Origin of the sequence: Cyanobium sp. Tous-M-B4 (assembly GCF_024345395.1) — a bacterium.
Classification (GTDB): Bacteria; Cyanobacteriota; Cyanobacteriia; order PCC-6307; family Cyanobiaceae; genus Cyanobium_A.
The window spans coordinates 167,531-192,873 of the sequence record NZ_JAGQBA010000003.1; the positions used below are offsets into that span (position 1 = coordinate 167,531).

26 protein-coding genes and 1 pseudogene are annotated in these 25,343 nt (G+C 63.4%); 14 read left to right on the forward strand and 13 right to left on the reverse strand.

Annotation, left to right across the window (positions count from 1 at the left end; translation table 11 throughout):
• Positions 1 to 119: 119 nt before the first annotated feature.
• Positions 120 to 3,692 carry a transcription-repair coupling factor gene (gene mfd / locus KBY73_RS07170; RefSeq protein WP_254936402.1) on the forward strand — a complete coding sequence of 1,191 codons (3,573 nt, stop codon included), beginning with the start codon at positions 120 to 122 and terminating at the stop codon, positions 3,690 to 3,692.
• A 99-nt stretch (positions 3,693 to 3,791) separates the two neighbouring features.
• Positions 3,792 to 3,965 carry a hypothetical protein gene (locus tag KBY73_RS07175; protein ID WP_254936403.1) on the forward strand — a complete coding sequence of 58 codons (174 nt, stop codon included), beginning with the start codon at positions 3,792 to 3,794 and terminating at the stop codon, positions 3,963 to 3,965.
• A 36-nt stretch (positions 3,966 to 4,001) separates the two neighbouring features.
• Here the strand turns inward: KBY73_RS07175 and KBY73_RS07180 are convergent, their stop codons facing one another.
• On the reverse strand, positions 4,002 to 4,229 hold the full coding sequence (locus tag KBY73_RS07180) for a DUF6737 family protein (RefSeq protein ID WP_254936404.1): 228 nt from the start codon (positions 4,227 to 4,229) through the stop codon (positions 4,002 to 4,004).
• Between the two features lie 77 nt (positions 4,230 to 4,306).
• Between KBY73_RS07180 and KBY73_RS07185 the strand changes: the two genes are divergently transcribed.
• Positions 4,307 to 4,906 (forward strand): DUF3598 family protein, encoded by a 600-nt coding sequence (locus KBY73_RS07185; protein ID WP_254936405.1) that lies wholly within the window; start codon positions 4,307 to 4,309, stop codon positions 4,904 to 4,906.
• Here the strand turns inward: KBY73_RS07185 and KBY73_RS07190 are convergent.
• From KBY73_RS07190 to KBY73_RS07200, 3 genes are all read right to left on the reverse strand, one after another.
• Complete coding sequence (locus KBY73_RS07190; RefSeq protein ID WP_254936406.1) at positions 4,885 to 6,231, reverse strand: S41 family peptidase; 1,347 nt, start codon at positions 6,229 to 6,231, stop codon at positions 4,885 to 4,887. The genes KBY73_RS07185 and KBY73_RS07190 overlap by 22 nt on opposite strands.
• 93 nt (positions 6,232 to 6,324) lie before the next feature.
• Positions 6,325 to 7,518 carry a (E)-4-hydroxy-3-methylbut-2-enyl-diphosphate synthase gene (gene ispG, locus KBY73_RS07195; protein ID WP_254936407.1) on the reverse strand — a complete coding sequence of 398 codons (1,194 nt, stop codon included), beginning with the start codon at positions 7,516 to 7,518 and terminating at the stop codon, positions 6,325 to 6,327.
• Positions 7,519 to 7,651: 133 nt separating this feature from the next.
• A complete protein-coding gene (locus KBY73_RS07200) occupies positions 7,652 to 8,260 on the reverse strand; it encodes a uracil-DNA glycosylase family protein (protein WP_396096761.1) in 609 nt (202 codons plus the stop codon).
• Between the two features lie 122 nt (positions 8,261 to 8,382).
• Here KBY73_RS07200 and KBY73_RS07205 point away from each other — a divergent pair, with 122 nt between their 5' ends.
• From KBY73_RS07205 to KBY73_RS07215, 3 genes are all read left to right on the forward strand, one after another.
• Positions 8,383 to 9,573: a pyridoxal phosphate-dependent aminotransferase gene (locus KBY73_RS07205; protein WP_254936408.1), complete on the forward strand. Its 1,191-nt coding sequence runs from the start codon at positions 8,383 to 8,385 to the stop codon at positions 9,571 to 9,573.
• A gap of 15 nt (positions 9,574 to 9,588) precedes the next feature.
• Positions 9,589 to 10,515 (forward strand): putative selenate ABC transporter substrate-binding protein, encoded by a 927-nt coding sequence (locus KBY73_RS07210; protein WP_254936409.1) that lies wholly within the window; start codon positions 9,589 to 9,591, stop codon positions 10,513 to 10,515.
• 61 nt (positions 10,516 to 10,576) lie between these two features.
• On the forward strand, positions 10,577 to 10,801 hold the full coding sequence (locus KBY73_RS07215) for a hypothetical protein (RefSeq protein WP_254936410.1): 225 nt from the start codon (positions 10,577 to 10,579) through the stop codon (positions 10,799 to 10,801).
• A 121-nt stretch (positions 10,802 to 10,922) separates the two neighbouring features.
• Here the strand turns inward: KBY73_RS07215 and KBY73_RS07220 are convergent, their stop codons facing one another.
• Both KBY73_RS07220 and KBY73_RS07225 read right to left on the reverse strand, forming a co-directional pair.
• Complete coding sequence (locus KBY73_RS07220; RefSeq protein WP_254936411.1) at positions 10,923 to 12,464, reverse strand: urea transporter; 1,542 nt, start codon at positions 12,462 to 12,464, stop codon at positions 10,923 to 10,925.
• A gap of 100 nt (positions 12,465 to 12,564) precedes the next feature.
• A complete protein-coding gene (locus tag KBY73_RS07225; protein ID WP_254936412.1) occupies positions 12,565 to 14,052 on the reverse strand; it encodes an arginase family protein in 1,488 nt (495 codons plus the stop codon).
• A gap of 132 nt (positions 14,053 to 14,184) precedes the next feature.
• Between KBY73_RS07225 and KBY73_RS07230 the strand changes: the two genes are divergently transcribed.
• The 5 genes from KBY73_RS07230 to KBY73_RS07250 all read left to right on the forward strand — a co-directional run bounded on the left by KBY73_RS07230 (position 14,185) and on the right by KBY73_RS07250 (position 18,510).
• Positions 14,185 to 14,457 (forward strand): hypothetical protein, encoded by a 273-nt coding sequence (locus tag KBY73_RS07230; RefSeq protein ID WP_254936413.1) that lies wholly within the window; start codon positions 14,185 to 14,187, stop codon positions 14,455 to 14,457.
• A gap of 32 nt (positions 14,458 to 14,489) precedes the next feature.
• On the forward strand, positions 14,490 to 15,236 hold the full coding sequence (locus KBY73_RS07235) for an ATP-binding cassette domain-containing protein (protein ID WP_254936414.1): 747 nt from the start codon (positions 14,490 to 14,492) through the stop codon (positions 15,234 to 15,236).
• Complete coding sequence (locus KBY73_RS07240; protein ID WP_254936415.1) at positions 15,233 to 16,819, forward strand: ABC transporter permease; 1,587 nt, start codon at positions 15,233 to 15,235, stop codon at positions 16,817 to 16,819. Before KBY73_RS07235 ends, KBY73_RS07240 begins: the two co-directional genes overlap by 4 nt.
• On the forward strand, positions 16,776 to 17,456 hold the full coding sequence (locus KBY73_RS07245) for a GDSL-type esterase/lipase family protein (protein ID WP_254936416.1): 681 nt from the start codon (positions 16,776 to 16,778) through the stop codon (positions 17,454 to 17,456). The genes KBY73_RS07240 and KBY73_RS07245 overlap by 44 nt, the downstream gene beginning before the upstream one ends.
• Positions 17,457 to 17,571: 115 nt before the next feature.
• On the forward strand, positions 17,572 to 18,510 hold the full coding sequence (locus tag KBY73_RS07250; protein WP_254936417.1) for a sigma-70 family RNA polymerase sigma factor: 939 nt from the start codon (positions 17,572 to 17,574) through the stop codon (positions 18,508 to 18,510).
• Here the strand turns inward: KBY73_RS07250 and KBY73_RS07255 are convergent.
• A complete protein-coding gene (locus KBY73_RS07255) occupies positions 18,468 to 19,241 on the reverse strand; it encodes a DUF92 domain-containing protein (RefSeq protein WP_254936418.1) in 774 nt (257 codons plus the stop codon). The two genes, KBY73_RS07250 and KBY73_RS07255, sit on opposite strands and share 43 nt — an antisense overlap.
• Before the next feature lie 106 nt (positions 19,242 to 19,347).
• Between KBY73_RS07255 and KBY73_RS07260 the strand changes: the two genes are divergently transcribed.
• On the forward strand, positions 19,348 to 19,740 hold the full coding sequence (locus KBY73_RS07260) for a hypothetical protein (RefSeq protein ID WP_254936655.1): 393 nt from the start codon (positions 19,348 to 19,350) through the stop codon (positions 19,738 to 19,740).
• Between the two features lies 1 nt (position 19,741).
• Here KBY73_RS07260 and KBY73_RS07265 read toward each other — a convergent pair whose 3' ends face one another.
• A complete protein-coding gene (locus KBY73_RS07265) occupies positions 19,742 to 20,524 on the reverse strand; it encodes a 16S rRNA (uracil(1498)-N(3))-methyltransferase (RefSeq protein ID WP_254936419.1) in 783 nt (260 codons plus the stop codon).
• 119 nt (positions 20,525 to 20,643) lie between these two features.
• Positions 20,644 to 21,084: pseudogene (locus KBY73_RS07270) on the reverse strand (DUF3531 family protein); the annotation flags it as partial.
• Positions 21,085 to 21,145: 61 nt separating this feature from the next.
• Between KBY73_RS07270 and KBY73_RS07275 the strand changes: the two are divergent.
• Positions 21,146 to 21,826, forward strand: coding sequence for an ABC transporter ATP-binding protein (locus KBY73_RS07275; protein ID WP_254936420.1), 681 nt, complete (start codon positions 21,146 to 21,148; stop codon positions 21,824 to 21,826).
• Entirely contained in the window at positions 21,823 to 22,740 is a 918-nt protein-coding gene (gene hslO, locus KBY73_RS07280; protein WP_254936421.1) for an Hsp33 family molecular chaperone HslO, read from the forward strand. The genes KBY73_RS07275 and hslO overlap by 4 nt, the downstream gene beginning before the upstream one ends.
• A 102-nt stretch (positions 22,741 to 22,842) precedes the next feature.
• On the opposite strand, the gene KBY73_RS07285 is transcribed toward hslO, so the two are convergent.
• From KBY73_RS07285 to KBY73_RS07300, 4 genes are all read right to left on the reverse strand, one after another.
• Positions 22,843 to 23,520, reverse strand: a complete 678-nt coding sequence (locus tag KBY73_RS07285; RefSeq protein ID WP_254936422.1) for a CPP1-like family protein — start codon at positions 23,518 to 23,520, stop codon at positions 22,843 to 22,845.
• A gap of 67 nt (positions 23,521 to 23,587) precedes the next feature.
• The gene (locus KBY73_RS07290; RefSeq protein WP_254936423.1) at positions 23,588 to 23,827 is read right to left on the reverse strand and encodes a hypothetical protein; all 240 of its coding nucleotides are present in this window, start codon (positions 23,825 to 23,827) and stop codon (positions 23,588 to 23,590) included.
• Between the two features lie 118 nt (positions 23,828 to 23,945).
• Complete coding sequence (gene arsB, locus KBY73_RS07295; protein ID WP_315858409.1) at positions 23,946 to 25,040, reverse strand: ACR3 family arsenite efflux transporter; 1,095 nt, start codon at positions 25,038 to 25,040, stop codon at positions 23,946 to 23,948.
• Positions 25,010 to 25,336: a helix-turn-helix transcriptional regulator gene (locus KBY73_RS07300; protein ID WP_254936425.1), complete on the reverse strand. Its 327-nt coding sequence runs from the start codon at positions 25,334 to 25,336 to the stop codon at positions 25,010 to 25,012. Before KBY73_RS07300 ends, arsB begins: the two co-directional genes overlap by 31 nt.
• Between the last annotated feature and the right edge of the window lie 7 nt (positions 25,337 to 25,343).

Genomic DNA, 25,343 nt, shown 5'->3' on the forward strand with positions numbered 1-25,343 from the left:
CGCCTTAGCCAAGCTCTTGGTGCTGAACGGGCGAAGAAAGAGGAGCAGAAGTTGGCGGCAACCAACACCACTCTGGTGCCAGTTGCGAAGATCGGAGCCTTCTGAGATTCCCTGACCCCATGCCCCTCACCGCCCTGGTGCGCCAGCTGCAGCAGGTGCCCCTCACCGGCGAGGTATTGCTGCGGCTGCAGCGGGCCGACCGCCTGCGGCTCAGTGGGGCAGGGCGCAGTGCGCGGGCCCTGGTGAGCAGCGCCCTGGCTGGTGCTGCCGAGGCGCCCTTGCTGGTGCTGGTTCCCACCTTGGAGGAAGCGGGCCGCTGGGCAGCGCTGCTGGAGCTAATGGGGTGGAACAGCTGCCAGCTCTACCCCACCAGCGAGGGCAGCCCTTACGAGCCCTTTGACCCCACCAGCGAAATCACCTGGGGCCAGTTGCAGGTGCTCAGCGAACTGCTGGATACCCCCCGCCGCCTGGCAATCGTGGCAACGGAAAGGGCCCTGCAGCCGCACCTGCCGCCCCCTGAAACCCTGCAGGCCCAGTGCCTGAGCCTGCGCAAGGGCGACACGATCGACCTTGAACAACTCGCCACCACCCTCAGCCGGCTGGGCTACGAACGGGTGCCCACCATCGAGCAGGAGGGCAGCTGGAGCCGACGCGGCGACATCGTTGATGTGTTTCCGGTGAGTGCGGAGCTGCCCGTGCGGCTGGAGCTGTTTGGCGAAGAACTGGAGAAACTGCGGGAATTCGATCCCGCCTCCCAGCGCTCCCTAGACGCCATCGAGGTGGTGCGGCTCACACCCACCGGCTACGGCCCCCTGATCGCCGATGCCCTGCGCGAGTCGATGCCGGATGGGCTCGAGCAAATGCTCAGCCCCGAGGCCCTCGAGCAGCTGCTGGAAGGAGGCACCCCGGAGGGGATGCGGAGGCTGATGGGCCTGGCTTGGCAGCAGCCGGCCTCCCTGCTGGATTATTTGCCGCCCCACACCCTGATTGCCATCGATGAGCGGCGCCACTGCCTCTCCCATGGCCAGCAGTGGTTTGACCATGCCTGCGACCACTACGCCGATGTGGTGCAGGAGCTGGAACTAGAAGCCAGCGCAGCGCCAACCATTTTGCCGCCGCTCCTGCATCGCCCCGCGGCAGACGCCCTGGAGCAGGCGGAGGTGTTTGCCGGTTTCGATCTGGCCGAGCTGCACGAAACCGACCAGCACCCCAACAGCTTTGACCTGGCCTCCCGCTCGGTGCCGGCATACCCCAATGCCTTCGGCAAGCTGGCCGGCCTGGTGAAGGGCTTTGTGGCCGAAAAAGCCACGGTCTGGCTGCTGTCGGCCCAGCCCTCGCGGGCGGTAGCCCTGCTGGAGGAACACGACTGCGTCACTCGCTTCGTGCCCAATCCCGCCGACTTTCCGGCCATCGACCGACTGGTGGAGCAGGCCACGCCGGTGGCCCTGAAAACCAAGGGCACCGCCGAGCTCGAAGGGCTGCAGCTACCGGCCTGGCGGCTGGTGCTGGTCACCGACCGAGAGTTCTTTGGCCAGCACGCCCTGGCCGCCAGCGGCTACGTGCGCCGGCGCCGCAAGGCCGCCAGCCGCACCGTGGATCCGGGCAAGATGCAGCCGGGCGATTTCGTGGTGCATCGCAACCACGGCGTCGGCAAGTTTCTGAAGCTGGAAAAGCTGGCGATCGGCGGCGAATCCCGCGATTACCTGGTGGTGCAGTACGCCGACGGTCTATTGCGGGTTGCGGCAGACCAGCTGGGCAGCCTCGGCCGGTACCGCGCCAGCACCGATGCGCCTCCAGACCTCAACCGCATGGGTGGCACGGCCTGGGCCAAGGCCAAGGAGCGCGCCAAAAAGGCCGTGCGCAAGGTGGCGGTGGATCTGGTCAAGCTCTACGCCGAGCGCCACCAGGCACCGGGCTTCGCCTTCCCCGCCGACGGCCCCTGGCAACACGAGCTCGAAGACTCCTTCCCCTACGAGCCCACCCCCGACCAGGTGAAGGCCATCGCCGATGTGAAGCGGGATATGGAGCAGCCCCAGCCGATGGACCGGCTGGTGTGCGGCGACGTGGGCTTTGGCAAAACCGAGGTGGCGATCCGGGCGATCTTCAAGGCGGTCACGGCGGGCAAGCAGGTGGCGATGCTGGCCCCCACCACGGTGCTGGCGCAGCAGCACTGGCGCTCCCTTTCGGAGCGCTTTGCGCCCTACCCGATGAAGGTGAGCCTGCTAAACCGCTTCCGCACCACCGCCGAACGCAAAACAATCCTGGAAGGATTGGGCGAGGGCACGGTTGATGTGGTGGTGGGCACCCACCAACTGCTCTCCAAAAGCACCGGCTTCAAGCAGCTGGGTCTGCTGGTGGTGGATGAGGAGCAGCGCTTTGGCGTCAACCAGAAAGAAAAGATCAAGGCGCTGAGAAAAGACGTAGACGTGCTGACCCTTTCAGCCACGCCGATCCCCCGCACCCTCTACATGAGCCTTTCCGGCGTGCGGGAGATGAGCCTGATCACCACACCACCACCGCTGCGCCGGCCAATCAAGACCCACCTGGCCGCCCTTGACGAGGAGGCGGTGCGCAGCGCCATCCGCCAGGAGCTCGACCGCGGCGGCCAGATCTTTTACGTGGTGCCGAGGGTGGAGGGTATCGAAGACGTGGCCTCTGGCCTGCGGCTAATGATCCCGGGCCTGCGACTGCTGGTCGCCCACGGCCAGATGGCAGAAGGCGAGCTGGAGAGCGCCATGGTGGCCTTCAACGCCGGCGAGGCCGACCTGATGCTCTGCACGACGATCGTGGAGAGCGGCCTCGACATCCCGCGGGTGAACACGATCCTGATCGAGGACGCCCACAAGTTCGGCCTGGCCCAGCTGTATCAGCTGCGGGGCCGGGTGGGTCGCAGCGGTATTCAGGCCCATGCCTGGCTCTTTTATCCAGGCAATGCCTCCCTCAGCGAAGCAGCACGGCAACGGCTGCGGGCGATTCAGGAATTCGCCCAGCTGGGTTCTGGCTACCAGCTGGCCATGCGCGATATGGAGATCCGTGGCGTCGGCAACCTGCTGGGAGTGGAGCAGAGCGGCCAAATGGAAACCATCGGCTTCGACCTTTATATGGAAATGCTGCAGGAGTCGCTGGCTGAAATCCAAGGCCAGGACATCCCAGTGGTGGAAGACACCCAGATCGACCTGCCTGTGACCGCCTTCATCCCAGGCGATTGGATCACGGAAAACGACGAGAAGATCGCCGCCTACCGGGCCGCCGCCGCGTGCGGCGGCAAGGAGGAGTTGCTGGAGCTGGCCACCGGCTGGGTGGATCGCTACGGCGCCATTCCGGCGCCGGTGATCTCGCTGTTGCAGCTGATGGAGCTGAAGTTGGTGGCCAAGCGCTGTGGCTTCTCGCGCATCAAGCCAGAAAAACCCAACATCGCCCTGGAAACCCCCATGGAGGAGCCCGCCTTCCGCCTACTGCGCCAGGGCCTGCCCCAACACCTCCATGGCCGCCTGGTGTTTCAGCCCGGATCGGGCGCCACCGCCAAGGTGCTGGCCCGGGGCCTGGGGGTGCTGCCTGCTGAGAAGCAGCTCGAGGAGCTGATGGGCTGGCTCAACCAAATGGCGGAGCAGATCCCAGGCAGCGATGGCCTCACCGAAGCCCAGCGGCGCGAGCAGCTCAAGGCCCGCAACGAAGAGGTGTTGGCGGTGTAGGCGCCGTAAGCGAGCCGGTCTTGGGCCCAAGGGCCCCTTAAGCCAACCAGCTCCCGCAAAAATCCGTTACATTCATGAGAAGTTGTGTAACGACGATCCATGGGCGAAGTGATCGGGGCAAGTTCAGGCTTAGGGGGCGGGTTCAGCCTCGTTTCTGGAGTGGTGAGCCTCCTGGCGATCGGCATGTATGCACTGCTTCAACCAGGACCCGGCAACAACAACGATGACGACGATTCCGGCCCCGGCGGTGGCCTGATGCAACCGGTGGCCTGATTTCTCCTGGCGAAGAGTTTTTAAATTAAGCGAAGTTCAAAGCTTTTCAGCTTCAGCGGCCCGTAGTTCGGACTGATAAGCAGCTGGCACCACAACCAAAAAAAGCAGCCACCAAGCCAGCACCCCTATGGCTGCAGGCGCGGTGATCCACCAGCGCTGAAGTAGCAACCAGCTCCCTGCCACCACAACTGCACCGGTGAGCAAGATGCTCCAAGGCTGGCACCACCAGGGTTTCATCTCCCAAATCGACGCAGGCTGGATCATTTGGGCTGGGGGCGAATCAAGCGGCACAGCCACAAATTTTCCATATGCATACGCCATCCTCGCCGCTTACTGCCCATATGCGGCGTGAAATCTTGCTCGCCCACAACTCGGGCGATTGGCATGGCTGCTTCATTCGCTGTAATGGACATGGCCTGGAGCAGGAGCGCTTCAAAAGCCAGCTCTCAGTGCAAGACCAGGGCGGCAAAGTAGTGGCTGCGTTGACCAACGTCAGCAGTGGCCAGATGCGCTCAATGGATTTTGATGAGCCTCCGGCAGAAATGCAAATCAGCCCAGAGGGGCACTGGAGCCTGGGCCCCGATCGCATCGGTGCCTGGCCCTGGGTGAGCGAGCTCTGCTTGGTGTGGGGCGAGCGCCGCCGCCGCGCCGTGATTCGCCATGGCAGCGAACGGCTCGAATCGCTGGTGGTTGTAAGCGAAGCGCGGCCAGGGATGGAGGAACCATTACCTCCAGCGCCGCTGCAGGCCTTAGCTAGGCCGGCCCTCCCTGGCCCAGGCTTGATCTGGAGCCTGCCGGCAGCTTTAGGGATAACGCTCCAAACGGCGGATCGCCGGCAGTCTGGGGTGCCAGAAGGAGTAGCCCTGTGCTGGCAGCCCGAACCGGGTATCCACCTGGAAATTCGCAGGCGCTACGGCGCCTATGGCGCGCTGGAGCCCTGAGGAGCCACGGCCGCCGGCACATTGGCGCTGCGTGGGTTGTAAGCCTTCTCAACGCTGTTGGCATTGCGAAGCCGTTTGACCAGCGTGGTTTCCGCCACCCGGTATTGGCTGTCCTTCTTGGTACCGAGATCCTCGAGCTTGAGGCGCTGGGCCTCGAGCTCGGTCATTTTCGCCGTCACATCAGGGTCGATGCCGTGCTTGTGGATGTCCCGGCCACTGGGGGTGAGGTATTTGGCGATGGTCACGGTCATGCCGGAACCATCGGATAGCCCCCGCACCGACTGCACCAAGCCCTTGCCGAAGGTTTTCTGGCCCACCAACACCGCCCGGTTGTTGTCCTGCAGGGCGCCGGAGAGAATTTCACTGGCGCTAGCTGAACCCTCATTGACCAGTACCACCATGGGCTTAGTGGTGAGGGCACGGCCGTTGGCGCGCTTGACATCCTGGATGCCATCACGGGTTTTGGTGGACACGATCGTGCCCTCGTTTAGCCACTGGCGAGCAATCTCCACGCTTGCCATCAGCAGGCCGCCTGGGTTGCTGCGCAGATCGAGCACATAACCCTGGGCTCCCTTTTCTTCTAGGTCCTTCACCGCCTGGCGCATGTCCTTGGTGGCGGTGGCATTGAATTGCTTGAGGCGGATATAACCCACCTTGACGCCATCGGCAGTGGTGTTGATCTGGTGGTCGACGGCATGGAGCTCGATGCGCTCCCGGGTAAGGGGCAACTCCAGGGTCTGAGCCTTGCGCTTGAGGGTGAGGGTCACCGTGGTGCCAGCCTGACCACGGATCAGCTTGACGGCATCCTCGGTGCTCATGCCCTTGGTCGACTTACCATCGATCGCCACAATCACATCCTTGGGCTGAACGCCAGCCCGCGATGCGGGCGAACCTTCAATCGGTGACACCACCACCAGATTTTTTGTTTCCTTATCCAAGCTCAGCTGGATTCCCACCCCGGAAAGTTCTCCAGAGGTGTCGATCTGCATCTCTTTGAATTCCCGTGGATCGAGAAAACGGGTGTAGGGATCATCGAGGCTGCCGAGCATGCCCCGGATCGCTTCATAGGCCTCCTTAGGGCTGCCGTAACTCTTGGCGAGCACATCACGCCGCAGGGTGCGCCACTGCTCTGGCTTGTACTTGCCGTTGATATCGAGGTAGTCGCGGAAGACGATCTGCCACGTCTGGTCGATCACCTCCTTGGGGCTGTCGCTGATGCGGGAAGAGCCACCGGGAGGGGTCACCACCTCCCTGGCCACAACCGCCGTGGCCGCACAAGCACCAATACCGACCAGCACGAGCAAGCTGGTGCGGGGGCTGGCCATCAGGAAAAGCCGTTGCGGCGCGGGAAACGTCCTTTCAAGCTAGCGCCGTTATCCGGCCCCAACCGGGGCGGGTTACCGGAAGTGAGCAGGCGCTCAGGGATCAACCCAGCGACCATCCTCCTGAATAAGGGCTATCAGGGCTGCCACTCCCTCTGCCTCCGGCACCCGCCGGATCTCGTCGCGGCCCCTGTACAGAGAGATGGTGCCGGGGGTTTTACCCACATAGCCGTAGTCGGCGTCGGCCATTTCGCCCGGCCCATTAACGATGCAACCCATCACAGCGATATCGAGGCCAGTGAGATGGGCCGTGGCGTTGCGCACCTGATGCAGCACCTCCTCCAGGTTGAACAGGGTGCGGCCGCAGCTGGGGCAGGCCACATATTCCACCATCGTCTTGCGCAGCCCCAAGGCTTGCAGGATCGAGTAGCAAACAGGAATTTCCTTCTCGGGCGCTTCGGTGAGCGAGACGCGGATCGTGTCGCCCAGCCCCTCGGCCAGCAAGGGCGCAATGCCGGCGGTACTTTTAATTCGCCCGTAGTCGCCATCGCCTGCCTCGGTGACTCCCAAATGCAGGGGGTAGGGGAAGCCCTCCGCATCCATGCGGTCGGCCATCATTCGATAGGCGGCCATCATCACCGGCGCCCGCGAGGCCTTCATTGACACCACGATGTTGTGGAAGTCGAGCCGGTCGCAGATGCGGATGAATTCCATGGCGCTCTCCACCATGCCCAGGGGCGTGTCGCCATAGCTGAACAACATCCGCTCAGCCAGGGATCCATGGTTGACACCGATGCGCAGGGCCTTGTCCTGCTGCTTGAGCAATTGCACCAACGGTTCAAATGTTTCGGCAATGCGCTCACCGATGGCAGACACCTCCTCGAGGCTGAATTCGGTGCGATTTGGGTCGGGCTTGTCGAACACAAATAGACCCGGGTTGATCCGCACCTTGTCGACGTGCTGGGCCACCTCCAGGGCAATCTTCATGCCGTTGTGGTGCACGTCGGCCACCAATGGCACTGGCTGATAGGTGTCTTCCAACCGCTGGCGAATTTCTTTTACCGCCTTGGCGTGGGCCAGGGAAGGCACCGTCAGTCGCACGATTTCGCAACCGACTTCATGCAGCCGCCGGATACCGGCCGTAGCCCCTTCGATATCGAGGGTGTCCTCGTTGATCATCGACTGCACCGCCACCGGGTGATCGCTGCCGATCCAGATATCTCCCACCCGCACGCTGCGGGTCTGGCGCCGGTGAATCAAGGTGTCGTAGCGAGCCGGGGTGCCGGTCATGGCTGGGTGAAGCGGGGGGCCGGGAAGGGCAAAGCCTGTCACAAAGACAGCTCAAGCGGCGAGGATGTCAAACGCAGTAAGCAGTTCAGCAAGGCGAGCGGGATTGGCCAGAAAAGGATCGGCACCGATCCCCTCAGAGGGCCCGCAAGGATCGGCGTACCTCCTGGAAGTCCGCTGCCGTGAGCGCACGGGGCGAGCCCTGGTCCTGCGAGTTAAAGCGCAGCAGATAGGAGGGATGCAGGACCGGCATCAGGCGCCGGCCCCGCAAAATTTCGATCTCGCTGGCGCGCCACTGGCCCCGCAGGCTGGTGATGCCGCCCTTAATACCCAACACCCCCTCCAGCGCCGTGGCCCCCACCAGCAGGATCACGGCCGGATTCACTAAAGCGATCTGGCGATTTAGCCAGGGGCGGCAGGCCGCCATCTCCGTCGCCGCGGGCTTGCGGTTGCCAGGGGGGCGGCACTTCACCACATTGCACACGTAGGCGTCTCGGTTGCTGTCGATGCCAGCGGCAGCCAGCAGCTGATCGAGCAGCTGGCCGGAGCGGCCCACAAAAGGCAGGCCAGCGCTGTCTTCCTGAGCGCCGGGTCCCTCGCCGATCAGCATCAGCCGGGCGGCGGGATTGCCCCGACTCACCACCACCTGCTGCCTCTCCGCGGCCAGATCACAGCGGCGACAGGCGGCGCAATCGAGCAGCAACTGCCCTAGGGAATCGGGCGGTGCAGGGGGAATTGTCGTCACGGCAAAACCATCAACGTGTAACTAGCTGGCCATTTAGTGCCCCTTTGAACCGTACGCGGCAAATCCGTAAGGCAGGATGCCAGCCAGTGCTGATGCCGCGCGTCCTGATGCCGGACACAGGGATGACCGCCGCGCCCACCACCACTCCGGCCCTCTCTGCCCGGGCCCGGGCCCTCCAGCCCTCCCTCACCCTGGCCATTGCCGCCCGAGCCAAGGCCCTCAAGGCTGATGGTCAGGACATCTGCAGCCTCAGCGCCGGCGAACCTGATTTCGACACCCCGGCCTTCATCCGCCAGGCCGCCACCGCTGCTCTGGAGGCAGGCCACACTCGCTACGGCCCAGCCGCCGGCGAGCCTGCCCTGCGCGATGCCATAGCCGCCAAGCTCAGCAGTGAAAACGGCATACCCACCACCGCCCAACAGGTGCTGGTCACCAACGGCGGCAAGCAGGCGCTCTACAACCTGTTTCAGGTGCTGCTGGAGCCAGGCGACGAGCTGCTGCTGCCGGCGCCCTACTGGCTCAGCTATCCAGAGATCGCCAAACTCGCCGGCGCCTCGGTGACCATGCTGCCCAGCTCGGCGGCCCAGGGCTTCCGCCTCGATCCGGCCCAGCTGGAGGCAGCCATCACTCCAGCCAGCAAATTGCTTGTGCTCAACAGCCCCGGCAATCCCACCGGCATGGTGCTGAGCCTGCCAGAGCTGGAGGCGATTGCGGACGTGCTGCGCCGCCATCCCCAGGTGGCCGTGGTGTGCGATGAGATCTACGAATTCCTGCTGGCCCCCGGCCACGCCCACCACAGCTTTGCCGCCATAGCTCCAGACCTGGCCGATCGCGTCTTTACGGTCAATGGCTTCGCCAAGGGCTGGGCCATGACCGGCTGGCGCCTTGGCTGGCTGGCTGGCCCCCAGCCGGTGGTGGCCGCCGCCAGTGCCCTGCAGAGCCAGAGCACGAGCAACGTTTGCAGTTTTGCCCAGTTCGGCGCCCTGGCCGCCATCGAAGCGCCCCGCGACTGTGTACACACCATGGCGGCCCAGTTCAACGAGCGCCGCGGCCTGCTCAGCGCGGGGCTGATGGCCATCGAAGGATTGCAACTGCTACCCCCCGAGGGGGCGTTCTATGCCTTCCCCGACGTAAGCGGCTTCGGCCTCGATTCAATGACCCTGTGCAACCGGCTGCTCGATGAAGTGGGCCTGGCGGTGGTGCCAGGGGTTGCCTTCGGCGACGACCGCTGCATTCGGCTTTCCTGCGCTGCCGGGCCTGCCACGATTGAGGATGGCCTCCAGCGCCTGCAGCGCTTTCTGGCCGCCCTCTGATTCCCACCCTGTCCCATGCCCACCCGAGAACGTTGGACCGCCGCAATGGCGGGGCTTTGCCTGGCCCTGCTACCGGCGGTCCTCCCCCCAGTGCCCGCCTCTGTGCTGCCGGCGGCCGTAGCCCAGCCGGTGCTGCGCATCGGTGCTATCCCCGACCAAAACCCTGAAAAGCTGAATCGCCTTTACGGCTTGGTGGCCGATGAGCTCAGCCAGCAACTAGGTGTGAAGGTCGCCTACGTGCCCGTCACCGATTACACGGCTGCTGTGAGCGCCTTCCGCACCGGCAGTCTTGATCTGGTGTGGTTTGGCGGTCTCACCGGCGTGCAGGCCAGCCTGCAGAAACCCGGCTCCCAGATGCTTGCCCAGCGAGACATCGATGCGCAGTTTTATACCGTATTTATCGCCAATGCCCGCAGTGGTATCAAGCCGATCCAGAACCAAAAGGGGCTAGTGGCCCTCAAAGGCAAGCGCTTCACCTTCGGCTCGGAAAGCTCCACCTCCGGCCGGCTTATGCCCCAGTACTTCCTCGGCCAGGCCGGCGTCAAGTTGGCTGATTTCGCTGGCGGAGCCCCCGGCTTCAGTGGCAGCCACGACGCCACCATCGCCCTGGTGCAGAGCGGCACCTACGACGCCGGCGCCGTCAATGAGCAGGTGTGGAAGAGCAGCCTGCGCAGCGGCAAGGCCAACCGCAGCAAGGTGGTGCAGATCTGGCGCACCCCCAGCTACCCCGACTACCTCTGGCTGGGCCAGCCCAACCTCGACCAGCGCTTCGGCAAGGGCTTCAGCGCCAAGCTGCGTCAATCGATCATCAGCTGGCGATCCACGGATCCGGAGCAGAAACAGATCCTCGGCCTGTTTGGTGCCCAGCAATTCACCACGGTGAAGCCGGGCGAATACAAGCAGATCGAGCAGGTGGGGCGGCAAATCGGCAAGATCCGCTGACACAGGCGGGCATTTGGGTCCAGCAGCATTCAGAATCAGTTTTCTCCAGAGCCTCAAATCCGTGGTCTGGTTGATTGATTTGGTCTTGCTGCTGGCCGGCTTTGTGCTTTGGAGCCGAGCCAACAATGAAGGCGATGAGGCTTGGTCCCTGTTTCTGCGCAGCATCGCCTTTCTTGATCTGGCCTTCATCACCTTCGGCAACGGCCAACTGCTGATCGAGATTCCCGCCTTGGCCCTGGCCCTGGCCCTGCCATCAGCGGCCAGCCTGGAGCGGCGGCGCAGCTAAAACGTCAATGAATCCCCGCGGCCCTGACCTGATTGAGGTGTCCTTAGTGGCGCTAATCCTGGCGCTGATCGTTTACCGCCTCACCCTGGCCTGAAGGAGCACTCAGGTTGGGATGGCAGGTTCATGTAAGTAGCAGGTGGTCTACAAACTGCTGCCAGCTGAGGCCATCGGCAGAGCGGCTGAAGAGAAAGGACTCCTCCTCAGCATTAAGAGGTCGTTCGCCCACACTGGCCAGCAGGCGCCTGAGCTCGGCCGGATCAAGCCGGTCATCGCCATTGGCATCGACTGGCAGCAAATAGTTGAGCAGCCGAGCCTCGCCAAGGCGCAAGCGCTGCAGGCGAAGCATCAGCTCACCAAACTCCTCGGCATCCACCCGGCCATCTCCATCCAGGTCCATGGCCTGCAGCACACTTGCCAGCTGGGCTGCCAGCACTCCAACATCTCCGCCTTGCTGGGGATCAATCCCCAGACCCCCGAGCAGCTCCGCCGCACTGATATCGCCATTGGCGTCTTGATCGAGTCGCTGAAACAAGGCCGACATTTGTTGCCGCATCTGCGCCGGAACCCGTCCAGCCAAAAAAACGCGGCGCTGGCCGGTGATTGCCAGGTGCAAGTTTTGACGAAAATCGGCAAGCAGGGTGCGGGCCAACACAAAGCGCTGGCGATGCTCCTCCGGGGTCAAGATGGCGTGCAGCGAAACCGGAATCAGGGCCGGCAAGGCACGACGCACCAGCAGCTGAATCACCCAGGTAGCAAGCACAAAAGCGAGGGTGAGCGAAGGCCAGCCCTGAGCTGGAGTGAAGCTCCAAGCAAACTGGATCAGGCTCGCCAGAGCCGCCCCTCCCAGACCCACCGCCAAGCTGGCCCAGCTGGGGGCGTAAAAAATCCCCCCCAAGGCAATCGCCACCAGCAAGCCGTTGTATCCCCAGAGGCCCTCGGCGATCGCGCCCAAAGGGACATCGAGCAGAAGGCCGGTTGCCATGCCATCCAGGGCACCAAGTAAACCCAGTCCCGCTGCAAGGGGGCTGGCGATGGCTGTGGCAATTAGCACCAGCAAGCCACTCCAGGGGTTTGAGCAGAGAAAAACCTGACCCGCGGATCGGAGCAGCCCATGGGTGAGAGCCTGGGATGTGCTGGCCAGCTCGGACATCGGGACCGGTTCGGCCAGGGCCAATGCTGCCCCCGACGCCAGGGAAGCCACCCCCAGCAAGCCCCAGGTAACAAGAATGAACGGGAGGGTGAGTGGTGGTAGCCCCACGGAACGGTTGATTCCCCTGCCCAGCCCCTCAAGCAGCAAGGTGGTCAGCGCCCCACCAAGCAGCACCAAAGCAACCCAAATCAGGCTGGAGAGGGGGCTATCGAACTGGGCGAAATTGGCGACGGCGCAGCCCACCAGGGCGCCGTTAAAACCGTAGATGCCCTCGCTCCGCAACCCCTTCGCCAAGCGGAGGAGCCGAGCTGTGCAGTGAGAAGCTGCGGTACCCAGCAGAGCCAACAGGGCAAACCAAGGCGACTGCACCAGAAAGGCGAGCAGCAACACCAGGCCACTGAGGGGATTGTTGATGAAGATCACCTGGGCCAAGCCACGCAAACCTGCCAGCAGCGAAACCAGGCCGGGGTTCAGTCGCGCGACAGGGCCGTGCAGCTGATGCAGGGTGCCCATGGTGGGCAGCAGCTGTTGAAGCCTGGAGGGCAGGTCAACAACAGGCTCGAGCAAATCTCTAAGCAGCTCCAAAGCCGATTTCACAGACCTATCCATCGGCCTAGAGGCGGGCGTCGAGCACCTCTAACACATCCTGATAAACGCTAAGTGACACTTCAGCCAAGGTATTAAGACTATCTAGATGGGGGTTGATTTCACAGATTTCCCAGCAGCAAACCCTGGGGTCTGCCAGCAGGAACCGGGTTAACTGGCGAGCTTCATCAGCCCAAAGGCCACCAGGCACTGGCGTGCCGGTGCCCTTGCAGATAGTGGAGTCCATGCAATCCACATCGAAGCTCACATAGATCAATTCGACTTGGCTGAGATGGTCTAGGCAGCGCTGAGCTGCCTGCTCTGGCCCCAATCGCCGAACATCTTCTGTAGTAACAACAGGTATAGAGAACTGCTCAAGCGTGACATTTTCAGCAGGCTCCGTATCACGAACTGCCACATAAATTAGATCTTCAAGCATGATCGACGGCGATCCTGTGCCATTGAGACATTGGAGCTCTTGCCAAAGCAACCTGGTCGTTGAATCGGGCTCGTTGATGGCCTCAATGGTGTTGTCGTGAGCCGAGGCAATGGCCAAAGGCATGCCGTGCATGTTGCCGGAGGGCGTGGTGTATGGGGAATGGATATCGGCATGGGCATCGATCCACACCACGCCTAGGCGCCGATCGGGATGGGCCTGGCGAATGCCAGCGATGGTTGAAGCAGCCGTGGAGTGATCGCCAGCGATCACGATTGGGAACAAGCCGCGATCCAGGGTGGAGGCCACCAATACGGCCGCGTCCCGCATAACGCCGGCAATCGTCTCGATATGGCGTGCGTGGGGGGTGGCGGTGGCGGTGGCGGAGCCCAGCTCCGAGGCTCGGGCTCCAGGCCTTGTCTGACCTTTTATTTCCTCAATCAAACGGTCGCTGATTTGGCGCAGCCCCTGCTGACGGGCAGCGGCCTGCTTGAGCAAATCAATGCCAGAACCAGCTCCCGGCGTGCCAGCACCAAGGTCGCAATCGACCTCCACCAAGGCAACCCGGGAGCGGCTGGAGGCGTTTACATACTGAGCCAGGGTCTTTTTCAGTCGCTTCAGATCTGCAAGCGATAGCTCGATCACAGCATCGGCTTCGAGTAGCCGCAGAAATTCTTCAACGCTGATGCAGTTATCGCCATCTTGATCGAGGGCTGCCAGCAACCGATCTGCCTCTGGTAGATCGGCGCAGGAGGGCGCTAGGGCAGCTAGCAGCACTTCCAGCTCCTGAAAATTGAGGCTGCCGCTGCCATCACTATCTACTAATTCAAAGATCTCGCGCAGGCAGGAGGCGATAGCCAAACCTGGACGGCCTTGGGCCCAGCCGCTGAAAGCCCCCAGCCCCACCTCCCCATCGCAGCCAACCAGATCACGCAGAGCTTGGCGATCTTCAATAGCAATCACTCCAGCCATGCTGGCGAGAACATGCTCCACCTCATCCACAGATATTTTCCCATCGCCGTCTTGATCAAACAGACTAAAAAGACCGACGAATTCATCTGAACGGGAGGATATTGACACTATGAAAGGATCAAAATGATTGAACAGACTGCCAAAGCTGACTTTGGCAAATCCTGCTTTATACAGAACATAAAAGTCGATCAAGCCCTCGGCAAACGTTCCCGTTGCTACTGAAATCAGAAAGTTTCCGGTTTGCAGGGGCCTAATCTGGATTTCGATGCCGCCCAGTTCGCCATGGAGTTCAAGGGATCCCTGGACGAGCTCAAGGAGCTGGTTGCCCAACTAGGGGTGCCTTGTCAATGGCAACACAAGGGAGCTTTTGAGCTGGCCGTCTTTGAAGATGGCGTCAGCAATCTGAAGCTCAACTGGTGGCCCCGGGACGGAATCCTGCGATTGGTGGGAGATCCGGAGGTTCGCGACAGCCTGCAGGCAAAACTTCAAGAAATGCTGAGCGGCCAGGGCTAGAAGCCAAATCACCAGATGAACCGGGCCCGCATGTGACGTCCCTACTGATCCTCCAAGACATCACCGTCAAGGGCCGCAGCCAGCCTCGCCTTGATGGGGTGTCGCTTCAGGTTGATGCCGGTGAACGAATTGCCCTGCTGGGTCCCAGCGGTGCTGGCAAAAGCACCTTGCTTGCCGTGGCCAATGGCTTGCTGACCCCGCAGCAGGGCAGGGTGTTTTGGCAGGGGGAGGTACGGGCCCGCAGCGGACGGGCCCGGCGACGGCAGCAGGCCCGGATCGGCACCCTCTGGCAAGACCTGCGGCTGATCGAGGAGCTCACCGTGCAGCAAAACCTCAACGCCGCCCGGCTAGCCGTCTGGGGCTGGCCGCGGGCCCTGCTCAACCTGCTGATGCCCCTAGAGACCAAGGCCTGCACAACGATGTTGCAGCGGCTTGATCTCGATCCAGCCCTACTCAACCAGCCCGTCTCCGCCCTCTCCGGCGGCCAGCGCCAGCGGGTAGCCCTTGCCCGACTACTGCGACAGGAGCCCCAACTGCTACTAGCCGATGAACCCTTAGCCAGCCTTGATCCCCGCCTGGCCGGCGAGCTGTTAACCCTGCTGCTGGAGCTCGCAAACCCGCCTCGGGCCTTGCTGTTGAGCCTGCACCGTCCCGATTTGCTGTCTGGTTTCGATCGGGTGCTGGGGCTGCGGGCCGGGCGCCTTGTCTTTGACCAACCCATGGCCAGCCTTGAGCCAGGCCAGCTGGAGGAGCTTTACGCCGGGACCCCAGGGGCATGAGACCAGCGGCGCCGTTGTGGGTGTTGCTGCCCGCCCTAATTGTGCTGCCGCTGCTGGCATTGCTGCCAGGAATCAGCCATGGCGGTGGCTGGGAGCTGGTGGGGCAATTTTCTGCCGCAGCCCTGCGGCCCTCCCTGGATCCAATAGTGCTGGGCTCGGTGCTGGGCGGCCTAGCCGTCACAGCCGGCATGGCCCTGCTGGGCTGGGCCGGCAGCCTGGTGTTGGGTTTGGTGCTGGGAATCGCTAGTTCAAGGGTGGTGTGGCGCACCTGCTACGGCAGCGCCGCTCCAGCCAGCTGGATACGCCGCCTACTAGCCATACCGCGCTCGATTCACGAACTGCTCTGGGGGCTGCTGCTGCTGCAGGTGGTCGGGCTGCAACCAGTGGTAGCGGTAGTGGCAATCGCCATTCCCTTTGGAGCGCTGGTAGCCCGGGTGGTCAGCGACCTGCTGGATGCCCTGCCCACCGCCAGCCTGGAGGCCCTGCGCTGCGGCGGCAGCCCCGCCCCAACCGCCCTGTTCACGGCCCTGGGGCCGCCCCTGCTGCCCCAGGTGATCAGCTACAGCGGCTACCGGCTCGAATGCGCCTTGCGCAGCGCCACCCTGCTGGGAGTATTTGGCCTGGGCGGGCTGGGCACCGAGCTGCGCCTCACCCTGCAATCGCTGGCCTTCAACGAGCTCTGGAGCGGCCTGTGGGCGTTGCTGGCGGTGATGCTGCTGCTGGAAGCCCTAATGGGCTGGCTGCGGCGGCGCTGGGCCATGCCGGCACGGCTGGGGCTAAGCCAGCGTGGAGTGGGCAGTCAGGGCCAGGAAATGGTGGCTGTAGCGATGGCCATGCTCCCCGTGCTGCTGCTGGTGGCCTGGCGCCTGGAAGTGCAGCCCGCCACCCTGTTGCAGTGGCAAGGCCTACCACCGCTGGGCGCCGCCGACTGGGGAGCCGTGGCCACCCTGCCCTGGCCGAGCCTGATCGGCAACACCCTGCTGCTCACCTTGGTAGCCGCGGCCCTAGCTGTGGGGTTGGCGCCGCTGCTGCTGCTGTTTGCGACGCCCTGGCCGGCGGCGGGCGCGCTGGTGCGGGGACTGTGGGCCCTGGGCCGGCTATGGCCGCCACCACTAACGGCGCTGTTGCTGCTGTTTGTGCTCCAGCCCGGGGTGCTCACAGGCGCCCTTGCCCTGGGCTTCCACAACCTGGGCATTCTCGGACGCCTGCTCCTAGAAGCGGCCGAAACCAGTGGCGGCAACAAAGAGCAGGCCCTGCTGGCCGCAGGAGTGGCTCCGCGCCTGGCCCTGCTCTACGGCCGCTTCAGCGGCCTGGCCCGGCCCTACTTGGCCTATGGCGCCTACCGGGCTGATGTGATTTTGCGCGAATCGGTGGTAGTGGGGCTGGTGGGGGCCACGGGCCTGGGCAGCCAGCTGCTGGAAGCCCTGAGTTCGTTTGCCGGCGACCAACTGCTGGCCCTGGTGCTGGCCTATGCGCTGCTGACCTTGCTGGGGGAAGATCTCAGCGACCGCGCACGCCAGTGGCTGCTGGAGACCCCCCATGGTGATGGCCATCCCCAGGAAGCTGGTGGCACTTGGCGATAGCGGCGTTTTTGGCTGGGGTGATCCCCTTGAGGGGGGCTGGTGCGAACGGCTGCGGCGCCACTGGATGGAACTGCCGGGCGGCCCGGTGCTCTACAACCTCGGCGTGCGTGGCGATGGCCTGGAGCGACTGGCAGCCCGCCTCAGCGCTGAGGTTGGCTGCCGCGGTGAGCTACGGCGCCAGCTGCCGCAGGGGATCCTGCTCGGCATAGGCCTGAATGACACCGCCCGGGTTGGACGGCCTGATGGGCGACCCCAACTGGATGCCGAAGGCTTTTTGTTTGGCTTGCAGCAGCTTCTGCACAAGGCCAAGGAGATCGCTGCGGTGCATGTGATCGGCCTCACCCCGGTGGAGGAGAGCGCCATGCCCTACGCCGGGGTGCTCTGGTATTCCCTGGCAGACATCCGTCGCTACGAGGCCCTGCTGGAAGAGGCCTGCCTGGAGGCGAATGTGCCGTTCCTGCCCCTGCTGGAGGTGCTGCTGGCTGATTCCGACTGGCCCCTATGGCTAAGCAACGACGGCCTGCACCTCAACAGTGAGGGCCATCGCCGGGTATTCGAGCAAGTGCGCTCCTGGCCGGCCCTTCTGGGCTGGGCGGATCTGCAGCTGCGCCAAGAGCCCACCCCCTTGGGCTACTAAGCCGCACGGCGAAGTTGTTTTCTATCACCCATTCGGGTGAGAGCGCTTCACCGCCCCGGGGGAGCCAGCCGCATGGGCACCGCGGCGACGGTAAAAACACCGACGCCTCCACCCCATGGCATCTGCCTTCCCAGCTACTGCCCACTCGAAAACATCTGCCCGCCAGCGCCGCAGCGGCCAAGCCGATCCAGCCCAGGCCGAGCTGGGCCCCTCCCAGCTGCACACCCGCAACCGCAGCTGGCTTGAGGCCATGGCCGCAAGCCCCGACGCCACAACCAAGCTCTGGTGGCGCAACGCCCTAGTGGAGCACAACCTGGCCCTAGTGCGCATGGTGGCCCAGCGCCAGAGCCAGCGAACTGGTCAACCTTTTGATGAGCTCGTGTCTGCAGGCTGCCTGGGGCTGATCCGGGCCGTGGAGGCCTTCGACCTGCGCCAAACCTGCAATCTCAGCAGCTATGCGGTGCCCTATATCCGCGGCGCCATGCTCCACGACGTCCGCGACCACGGCCAGCCGCTGCATACTCCCCGGCGGCTGCGGGAGCTGCAGCAACGGGCCCGGCGGCTACAGGAACAGCGCCGCGGCCAGGGCCTGGCACCGCTTGCCGCCGCAGAGATTGCCTCAGAGCTCGGTTGCAGCACTGCCCAACTTGAGGAGGCCGGCGCAGTGCAGCGGGCCCTGCAGGTGCGCAGTCTCGATGCCCAGCTCAGCGACGATGGCGAGCAGGCGGGCACCCTGCTCGACCAGCTGGCAGCCGGCTCCGCAGCCGCAACCTGCGCCGGCGACGATCCGGGCGACGGTCCAGACGATGATTCAGGCAACAATTCAGTGGCTGGTGAAAGGGCTTTAAAGGCCCACTGGTTGCAGACCCAGCTAAGCCAGCTGGGCGGCATCGAGAAGCGGCTGCTGCTGGGTCACTGGATCGAGGGTCTGGGCTGGTGCGAGCTGGCCCTTGAGCTCAAGCTCAGCAGCCGCCAAGCCCGGCAGCGTGGCGAGGCCCTACTGGCCTGGCTTCAGAAGAACGCCATCGCCAGCAGCGCCGCGATCGCCGTCTGAAGCCCGTTCACCAGCTCGTTGCTGAGCCAGCCCAAACGCTGTTGGACGCTGGCTCCGATCAGGCTTTCGATCAAGGTGGCCGCCAGGCCCACCAGGGTCACAAGCAGCCAGGCGCCGCTGCCAGCCAGCAGCCCCAGGGCCAGCATCAGGGCTGCCATCAGCGCACTGCCCACCAGGCTGGCGGCGGTGCCCTCCAGGCTGATCGCCCCTTCAGTTCCGGGTGGCACCGGACGCAAGGTGGTGATCAGCAGCGTGTGGCGCCCCCAGCGCTTGCCGATTTCACTGCCAAATGTGTCGGCCAACTTGGCGGCGAAGCTGGCAGCAAAACCAACCAGCAGCAGCGGCGCCGCTGCCGGTGCCAGGGCGGCGGCGCCAGCCAGTAAGGCGCCGGTAGCAGCCGAACCCCAAACGTTCTCCGGCCCGCGCAAACCGCCTCGCGCCTCCGCCAATCCCCGCGCCTGCTTGGTGCGAAAGCCCAGGCGCGTTACCAGGGAGCCCAGGGCCAGATAGATCACCACCGCCAGCCAGCCCCGCAGGCCGAGGCAACCCCACAGCAAGCTGCCGAGGATGCCGGCATGCACCCAGCCAGCGGGGGTTAGCAGGGGCAGGCGCTGGGCAAGGAAGATCAGCACCGCATTGAGGGCCACTGCCAGGAGCCAGTGGCTCCAGGTCTGGGGGGCGACGAGTGCTGGGGAGAGCAGGGCTGGCACTACAAGGGCCGGGGCAGACATCAGCACAGGGCAGCAGCGGCGCCAACAAAGTGTGTTGCACAGCGCGGCAGCAGCGTCACAGGGCAGCGCAGCAACGGATAATCGCCATTACGACGCTGCTGCCGTGATGGTGTTCAACCGCAAGGCCTTCTTCTTAGACCTGGGCAGCGAAGGGGCTACACCAGCGCAGGTGGCGATCGCCGAGGCCAAGCCCGATCCCAGCGAGCCGGAAGCTAGCCAAGCGGCAACTTTCCAAGTAGGCGTTGGCTCCTCTAGTCCAGCTGCAGCGACAGCCGCAGCAAAGCCAGCGAGCCCAGCTCCAGCAGGCTCGGCACCCACCACGGCTGAAGCGATCGCTGCCGAATTGCGGGCCGCCCAGGAGGCCCTGCCCCCACCCAGCAACGCCACCTTCGCCCCCGACTGCCTCAACCCGGCCAACACCCTGCCCAGCCGCCGTCGCCTAGCCGGCGCCAACCTGGCGGGCTTTAAGGCGATGGCCTCCGGCATGTTCCGCAACTAACTCAGCTAGGCACGCCAGTCTGCTGGGCACGCCAGTGGCTGAGCAGCCCTGCTGCCGTTACTGCGGCGGTGCTGCAACGCAAGATCGTGCTGCCCAAGCTCACGGCTTGCCAGCCGTTGGTCAGGGCAAAGGCTTCCTCAACTGGAGTCCAGCCCCCCTCTGGGCCAATCGCCACAGTGAGCGGCTCGCTGGCCCCAGGCGGGCCCCCTAAGTGCTCAAGCGCCTGGGATAGCAGGGCCAGGCCGGGCCGTCTGGTGGTGCACAGCAGCCCCCGGCCTGAACCGCCGGGCGGCTGGGCCCCCAGCAGCTCGGCGGCTGACAGCAGCGGTTCTAGCTGGGGTTGCCAAAGGCGTTCACACTGCTCTACCGCCTCCCGCAGGATCGCCTCTGCTCGCTCCGGCTTCAGGGAGTCAGCGGCAACGCTGCGCTGGGCCTGCAGAGGGGTGAACCGATCCACACCAAGTTCACAGGCCATGCGCAACAACACGTCGGCATCGCGCTTTGGTAGTGCCACCGCCAACTGCAGTGGCGGCGCCGCTGGAGGCTCAAACGCCAGGGGGTAGCTGGGGGGCTGCTCCAGCAGAGCCAGATCGGCTGGACCCAACAGGGCAGTCCAGAGACTGCCTGCCCCATCCACCACCGCAAAGCGATCGCCGGGGCGCAAGCGCAGCACCCGGGTGAGGTAGTGGAGCTCCTGGCGATCCAGCTCCAGCTCAGCGCCAGCAGAGGGGCCGGCGGTCAAGCGACCGGGGGTAACTAGCAGACGGCGCAGATCCCGAGTCACGCTGCTTCTTAGTCGCGGGACTGAAGGTCTTTGTAATCTTCGCCAGCTTCACCATCACCTTCTTCGTCTTCTTCGTCTTCTTCATGACTGCCCTCGTCGTCGTCCTCAAGCTCATCGAGGCTAGGGAACAGGGCATCGGGTTGGTCCTCGATCGGCCAGTCGTCGTTGAGACCACCAATCAGCAACTCCTCAATTTCGAGCACGTCGTTGTTGAGCTGGCCCAGGGCATTGATCAACACGTCGAGGGCGAAGGCATCACTGGTGCCGAGATCCACCCAGCAACGCGCCCACTCCTCCTGATATTCCATCGGGCCCATGTTGTGCATTAGGGCTGGCAGGGCGCCGGCAGCAGCCTCGTGGCTGTAAGCCATCCAGCCCAGCTCTGCGCCCTCCTCGTGGGACTGGAGGTTTTCGGCGTTGAAGCCACCCAATTTGCCCAGGTAAAACCAACTATCAAAGGCAGTTTCCAAGTAACCGCGCTCGCCCGAACCCACCGGGTGGGGGAAACGCATCCAGATCCAGCAGTTGAAGGGGTTGAATTCGCGGAAACGCACCTCCATGGCGGATTGGCTGCAGCACAGAACTGGCTCAATCAAACACGCCCGCCGGCATGCTGGGGAGATGCTTGAACTCCGCAACGTCAGCTACCAACCGGCCACGGCGGTGGCATCGGTGCTCTGCGGCGTCAGCCTCACCCTGGCTGTGGGCCGCGCCTCCCTGGTGGCCGGTCGCAGTGGCAGTGGCAAAACCACCCTGCTGGAGGTGATCAGCGGCTTGGCCGAGCCCTCGAGCGGCCAGGTGCTGTGGGAAGGCCAGCAGCTCAATGGCCGCCAGCTGCGCTGGCTATGCGGCCTGGTGTTTCAGTTTCCGGAGCGCCATTTCCTCGGCCTCAGCGTGGGGCAGGAGCTGAAGCTCGGTCACCGCCGGCTCACAGCAGAAGAGGCCCAGGCAGCCCTGCAGCTGGTGGGTATGGAAGGCTTGTCATTGCAGCAGGCGCCGGAGCAGCTGAGCGGCGGCCAGCAGAGGCGCCTGGCCCTGGCAGTGCAGCTGCTGCGCAACCCCCGAGTGCTGCTGCTGGATGAACCCACCGCAGGCCTCGACTGGGCCGTTCGTGGCGAAATCCTGGAGCTGTTGGCGGCCCTGTCCCAGGAGCGGGCCGTGCTGGTGGTCACCCACGAGCCGGAGCTATTTCGCGGCGTGATCGATGGAGGCTGGCGGCTGGAGCAGGGTCAGCTGGAACCTCTCGGCGCGCTGCCTACGATGGTTCCAACGATGGCCACCCCCCAGGAAAACCAGCCTTGAGCGACCAACTTCTCCGGGCCACGGCCGCCGGCGGCGGCATCCGCATGGTGGCGGTCAGCACCACCCAGGCCAGCCGCACCGCCAGGGAGCGCCATCAGCTCTCTTTTCTCGCCAGTGCCCTGCTGGGCCGCGCCATGACGGCTGGGCTGCTGCTGGCCAGCTCGATGAAGGTGGCCCATGGCCGCGTCAACCTACGCATCGCCTCAGACGGCCCACTGAAGGGCCTGATGGTGGATGCGGGCCGCAACGGCACGGTGCGCGGCCATGTGGGCTACCCGGGCTTGGAGCTCGAGCTGCTGAAAGATCCAGAAGGCCTGGCCCAGTTTGACTTCAAAACCGCCTGCGGCACCGGCTATCTGCACGTGGTGCGAGATCTGGGCGAAGGCGAGACCTTCAGCTCAACGGTGGAGCTGGTGAGCGGCGGCATCGGCGAAGACCTGGCCTCATATCTGCTGCACTCCGAGCAGACACCTTCAGCGGTATTCGTCGGCGAGCAGCTCGACAACAGTGGTGTGCTTTGCAGTGGCGGCGTGCTGGTGCAGGTGATGCCAAAGGCCGCCCGCGAACCCGCCCTAGTCGCCCTTCTCGAAGAGCGCTGCCGCGAGGTGAAGCACTTCAGCCAGCGACTAGCCGAGTGCGAAGGCCAGCTACACAGCCTGCTCGAAGATATTTTTCCAGATCTCGATCCCCAGCCCCTCGAAGACGCTGAGGCCTGTACGCCGGTGCGCTTCCACTGCCCCTGCAGCCGGGAGCGCAGCGTCAGCGCCCTGAAACTGCTAGGCCAGGCCGAACTAATCTCAATTTTAGTGGAAGACGGCCATGCCGAACTTATCTGCCACTTCTGCAATGAGATCTACACTGTTGAGGCGGATGAACTTAGCGAATTAATCACAGAGTGCACTCCGGCTCCATAGACAACAAGCCGTGTTCTATAAATAGCAAGGCCTGCACTAAATATAGCAAGCCCTGAACCGATTCAACAATAAAACAATTAGCTGGTTGAGTGATCAATCAAATCAACCAATCAGCAGGGCGCCAAGCAACAACAGCAGCAGAGCCGGCAGGCTTTGAACCTGGGTCAGGCTCAATGGCAACCCGAGCGGCAAGGTGCTGGAGAGAGCACCGGCCAAAATCGCGCCCACCAGCAATCCGGCGCAGAGCAGGGCGAAGCCCCAGCCCACCGCAGCTAGGAAGCGCCGGTTACGCCACTGCAGGTTGATAACTGCCATTGCTGTAGCAAAGGCAAGCACCAGATCCGGGGGGAAGCCTGGAGCTAGCAGTAGTAGGAGCAGTAAAGCCCCAGATGTGGCCAGGGGGAACCAGAGCTCCCGTCCAGTAGCTAGAGCCATGCCAGGAAGCCTGAGCTGGGGAGCGGAAACCCTGGGCAACTGAAGCTGAGGCAAGGCCGGTACCGCAAGCTTGGGCGGCGGCGGCGCCAGTTGCTCCCGCTGGGAGGCGGACTTAGCCGCGCTACTCACGCGACCCTGCTGACGCTCTTTGAGGCGCTCCATCAAGACAGCGTCATAGGCAGCCTCGATCCGCGAGCGCGCCATGGTGTCGTCACCCACCTCGTCGAGCCGGGCCAATTTGGCCGCCTGCACCTCGTCGAAGCCAGCATCAGCAGGCACGCCCAGCCGCTCGTAGGGGCCAGAGGGGTCGGCAGCCGGTGATGGCTTGTCGGAGCGTTGAGTCATGACAAGCCGCGGAACGACATAGGGGGAATCACAAAACGTTCCATTGAGTCAGCGTATCGAGGCCTGACTAAAACAGGGGATCACTAGAGAGAAATCCAGCCTCGAGTTGCAGACGACGGCTGCAGCTTTCTGCTTCCTCAGCCCCGAGTCGCTTGCGGTGTTTAAGCAGGGGAAGCTGGGGTGGCAAGTGGCTGCCTTCCCGCATCTCAACCGTGGTCGCACCAATAGGTCCCTGGGCGGGCAGGAAACTCACGTAATCGCAGCCCCCGTCTGGGCGGGGACGCACCAGCCAAAGAGGCTTGGGCATCACTGTGATGGTTTGTTACTTACCAGTCTGGCGCGCCGGCTCCCCTGCCGTGAGCGTTGCTTGTGGTGGCCTCAAAAGCCGAGGCAGTGTGGTGAAGCCCATGACAATGGAACAGCGCTCAATTCTCATAAACCAGAGGAAACCATCCTCTCAAAGCCCGCGAGACGTAAACCAGGCCCACCAAAACAGGAACCTCGATCAGAGGGCCCACGACCCCGGCAAGGGCCTGCTGAGAAGTCACACCCCAAACACTGATACTGACGGCAATTGCCAGTTCAAAGTTGTTGCCAGAAGCAGTGAAGGCGAGCGACGAGGTGCGCTTATAATCGAGGCCACTACAGCGGCCAATAACAAAGGCCAGGCTCCACATCAGAACGAAATAAATAAACAGTGGAATGGCTATCCACAGCACCCGAAGCGGATCAGATGTAATGGCCTGACCCTGGAAGGCGAACATCACCACAATCGTGAACAGCAGGCCATAGAGAGCCCAAGGAGCGAGCCGTGGCAAAAAGGTTTTTTCATACCAGCGCACACCTTTGGTTCGCACGCCAATACGTCGAGTAAGGAAACCTGCAAGCAAAGGAACTCCCAAAAAAATCATCACCGCCTTAGCAATCTCCCAAAACGAGAAATTCACCACCTCACTATTAAGACCAAGCCAGTCAGGCAGGATCTGCAGATAAAAGCTGCCAAGCAGGGCATAGGCGAGCACCTGAATAACAGAATTAATAGCCACAAGCAACGCAGCCGCTTCCCGGTCGCCCCCAGCCAGATCAATCCATATCAACACCATCGCAATGCACGGAGCGATACCGATCAGGATCAAACCGGTGCGAAATTCGGGCTGATCAGGCAAAAACAACCAAGCCAGGCAGAACATCAGCAAGGGACCCAAACCCCAAACCAAGCCGAGCGCCAGTCCCAGCAGTTTGCGGTCGCTGGCCACCCGCGCGAGCTCCCCGTAGCGAACCTTGGCCAGCACCGGATACAGCATCATCAATAGACCCAGCGCAATCGGCAGCGAGGTATGGCCTACCTGCACGGTGCCAAGCAGCGACTGAAGACCAGGCAACAGGCGACCAAGCAATAGGCCGCTCGCCATCGCCAAAAGGATCCAAAACGGCAAAAGCCGATCAAGTAGAGAAAGTCGAGCCAAAACGGGCTCTTGAGCAGGGGAGGTCATCGGCAACAGGGGGCAGGAGTAGAGCATTTGGCAGCCAAATCCCCTAGCCAGCCGCGCAACTGCTCAATCGCATCGGTGCGCAGGCTGTAGTAAACCCAGCGGCCCTCATCTCGGGCCTCAATCAAACCAGCCTCTCTCAACACCTTGAGATGGAAAGAGAGCTTCGATTGGGCTAGGCCCAGCTCACTGGTGAGCTCACAAACGCAGCGCTCACCTGCCCCCAAGGCTTCAAGCACCTGGAGCCTGAGGGGATCGGCCATGGCCTTAAGCAGGGCCCGAGCCTTGGTGGGCTCAAGCGCCACAGGGTGATCTAGAACACTCATACACCAA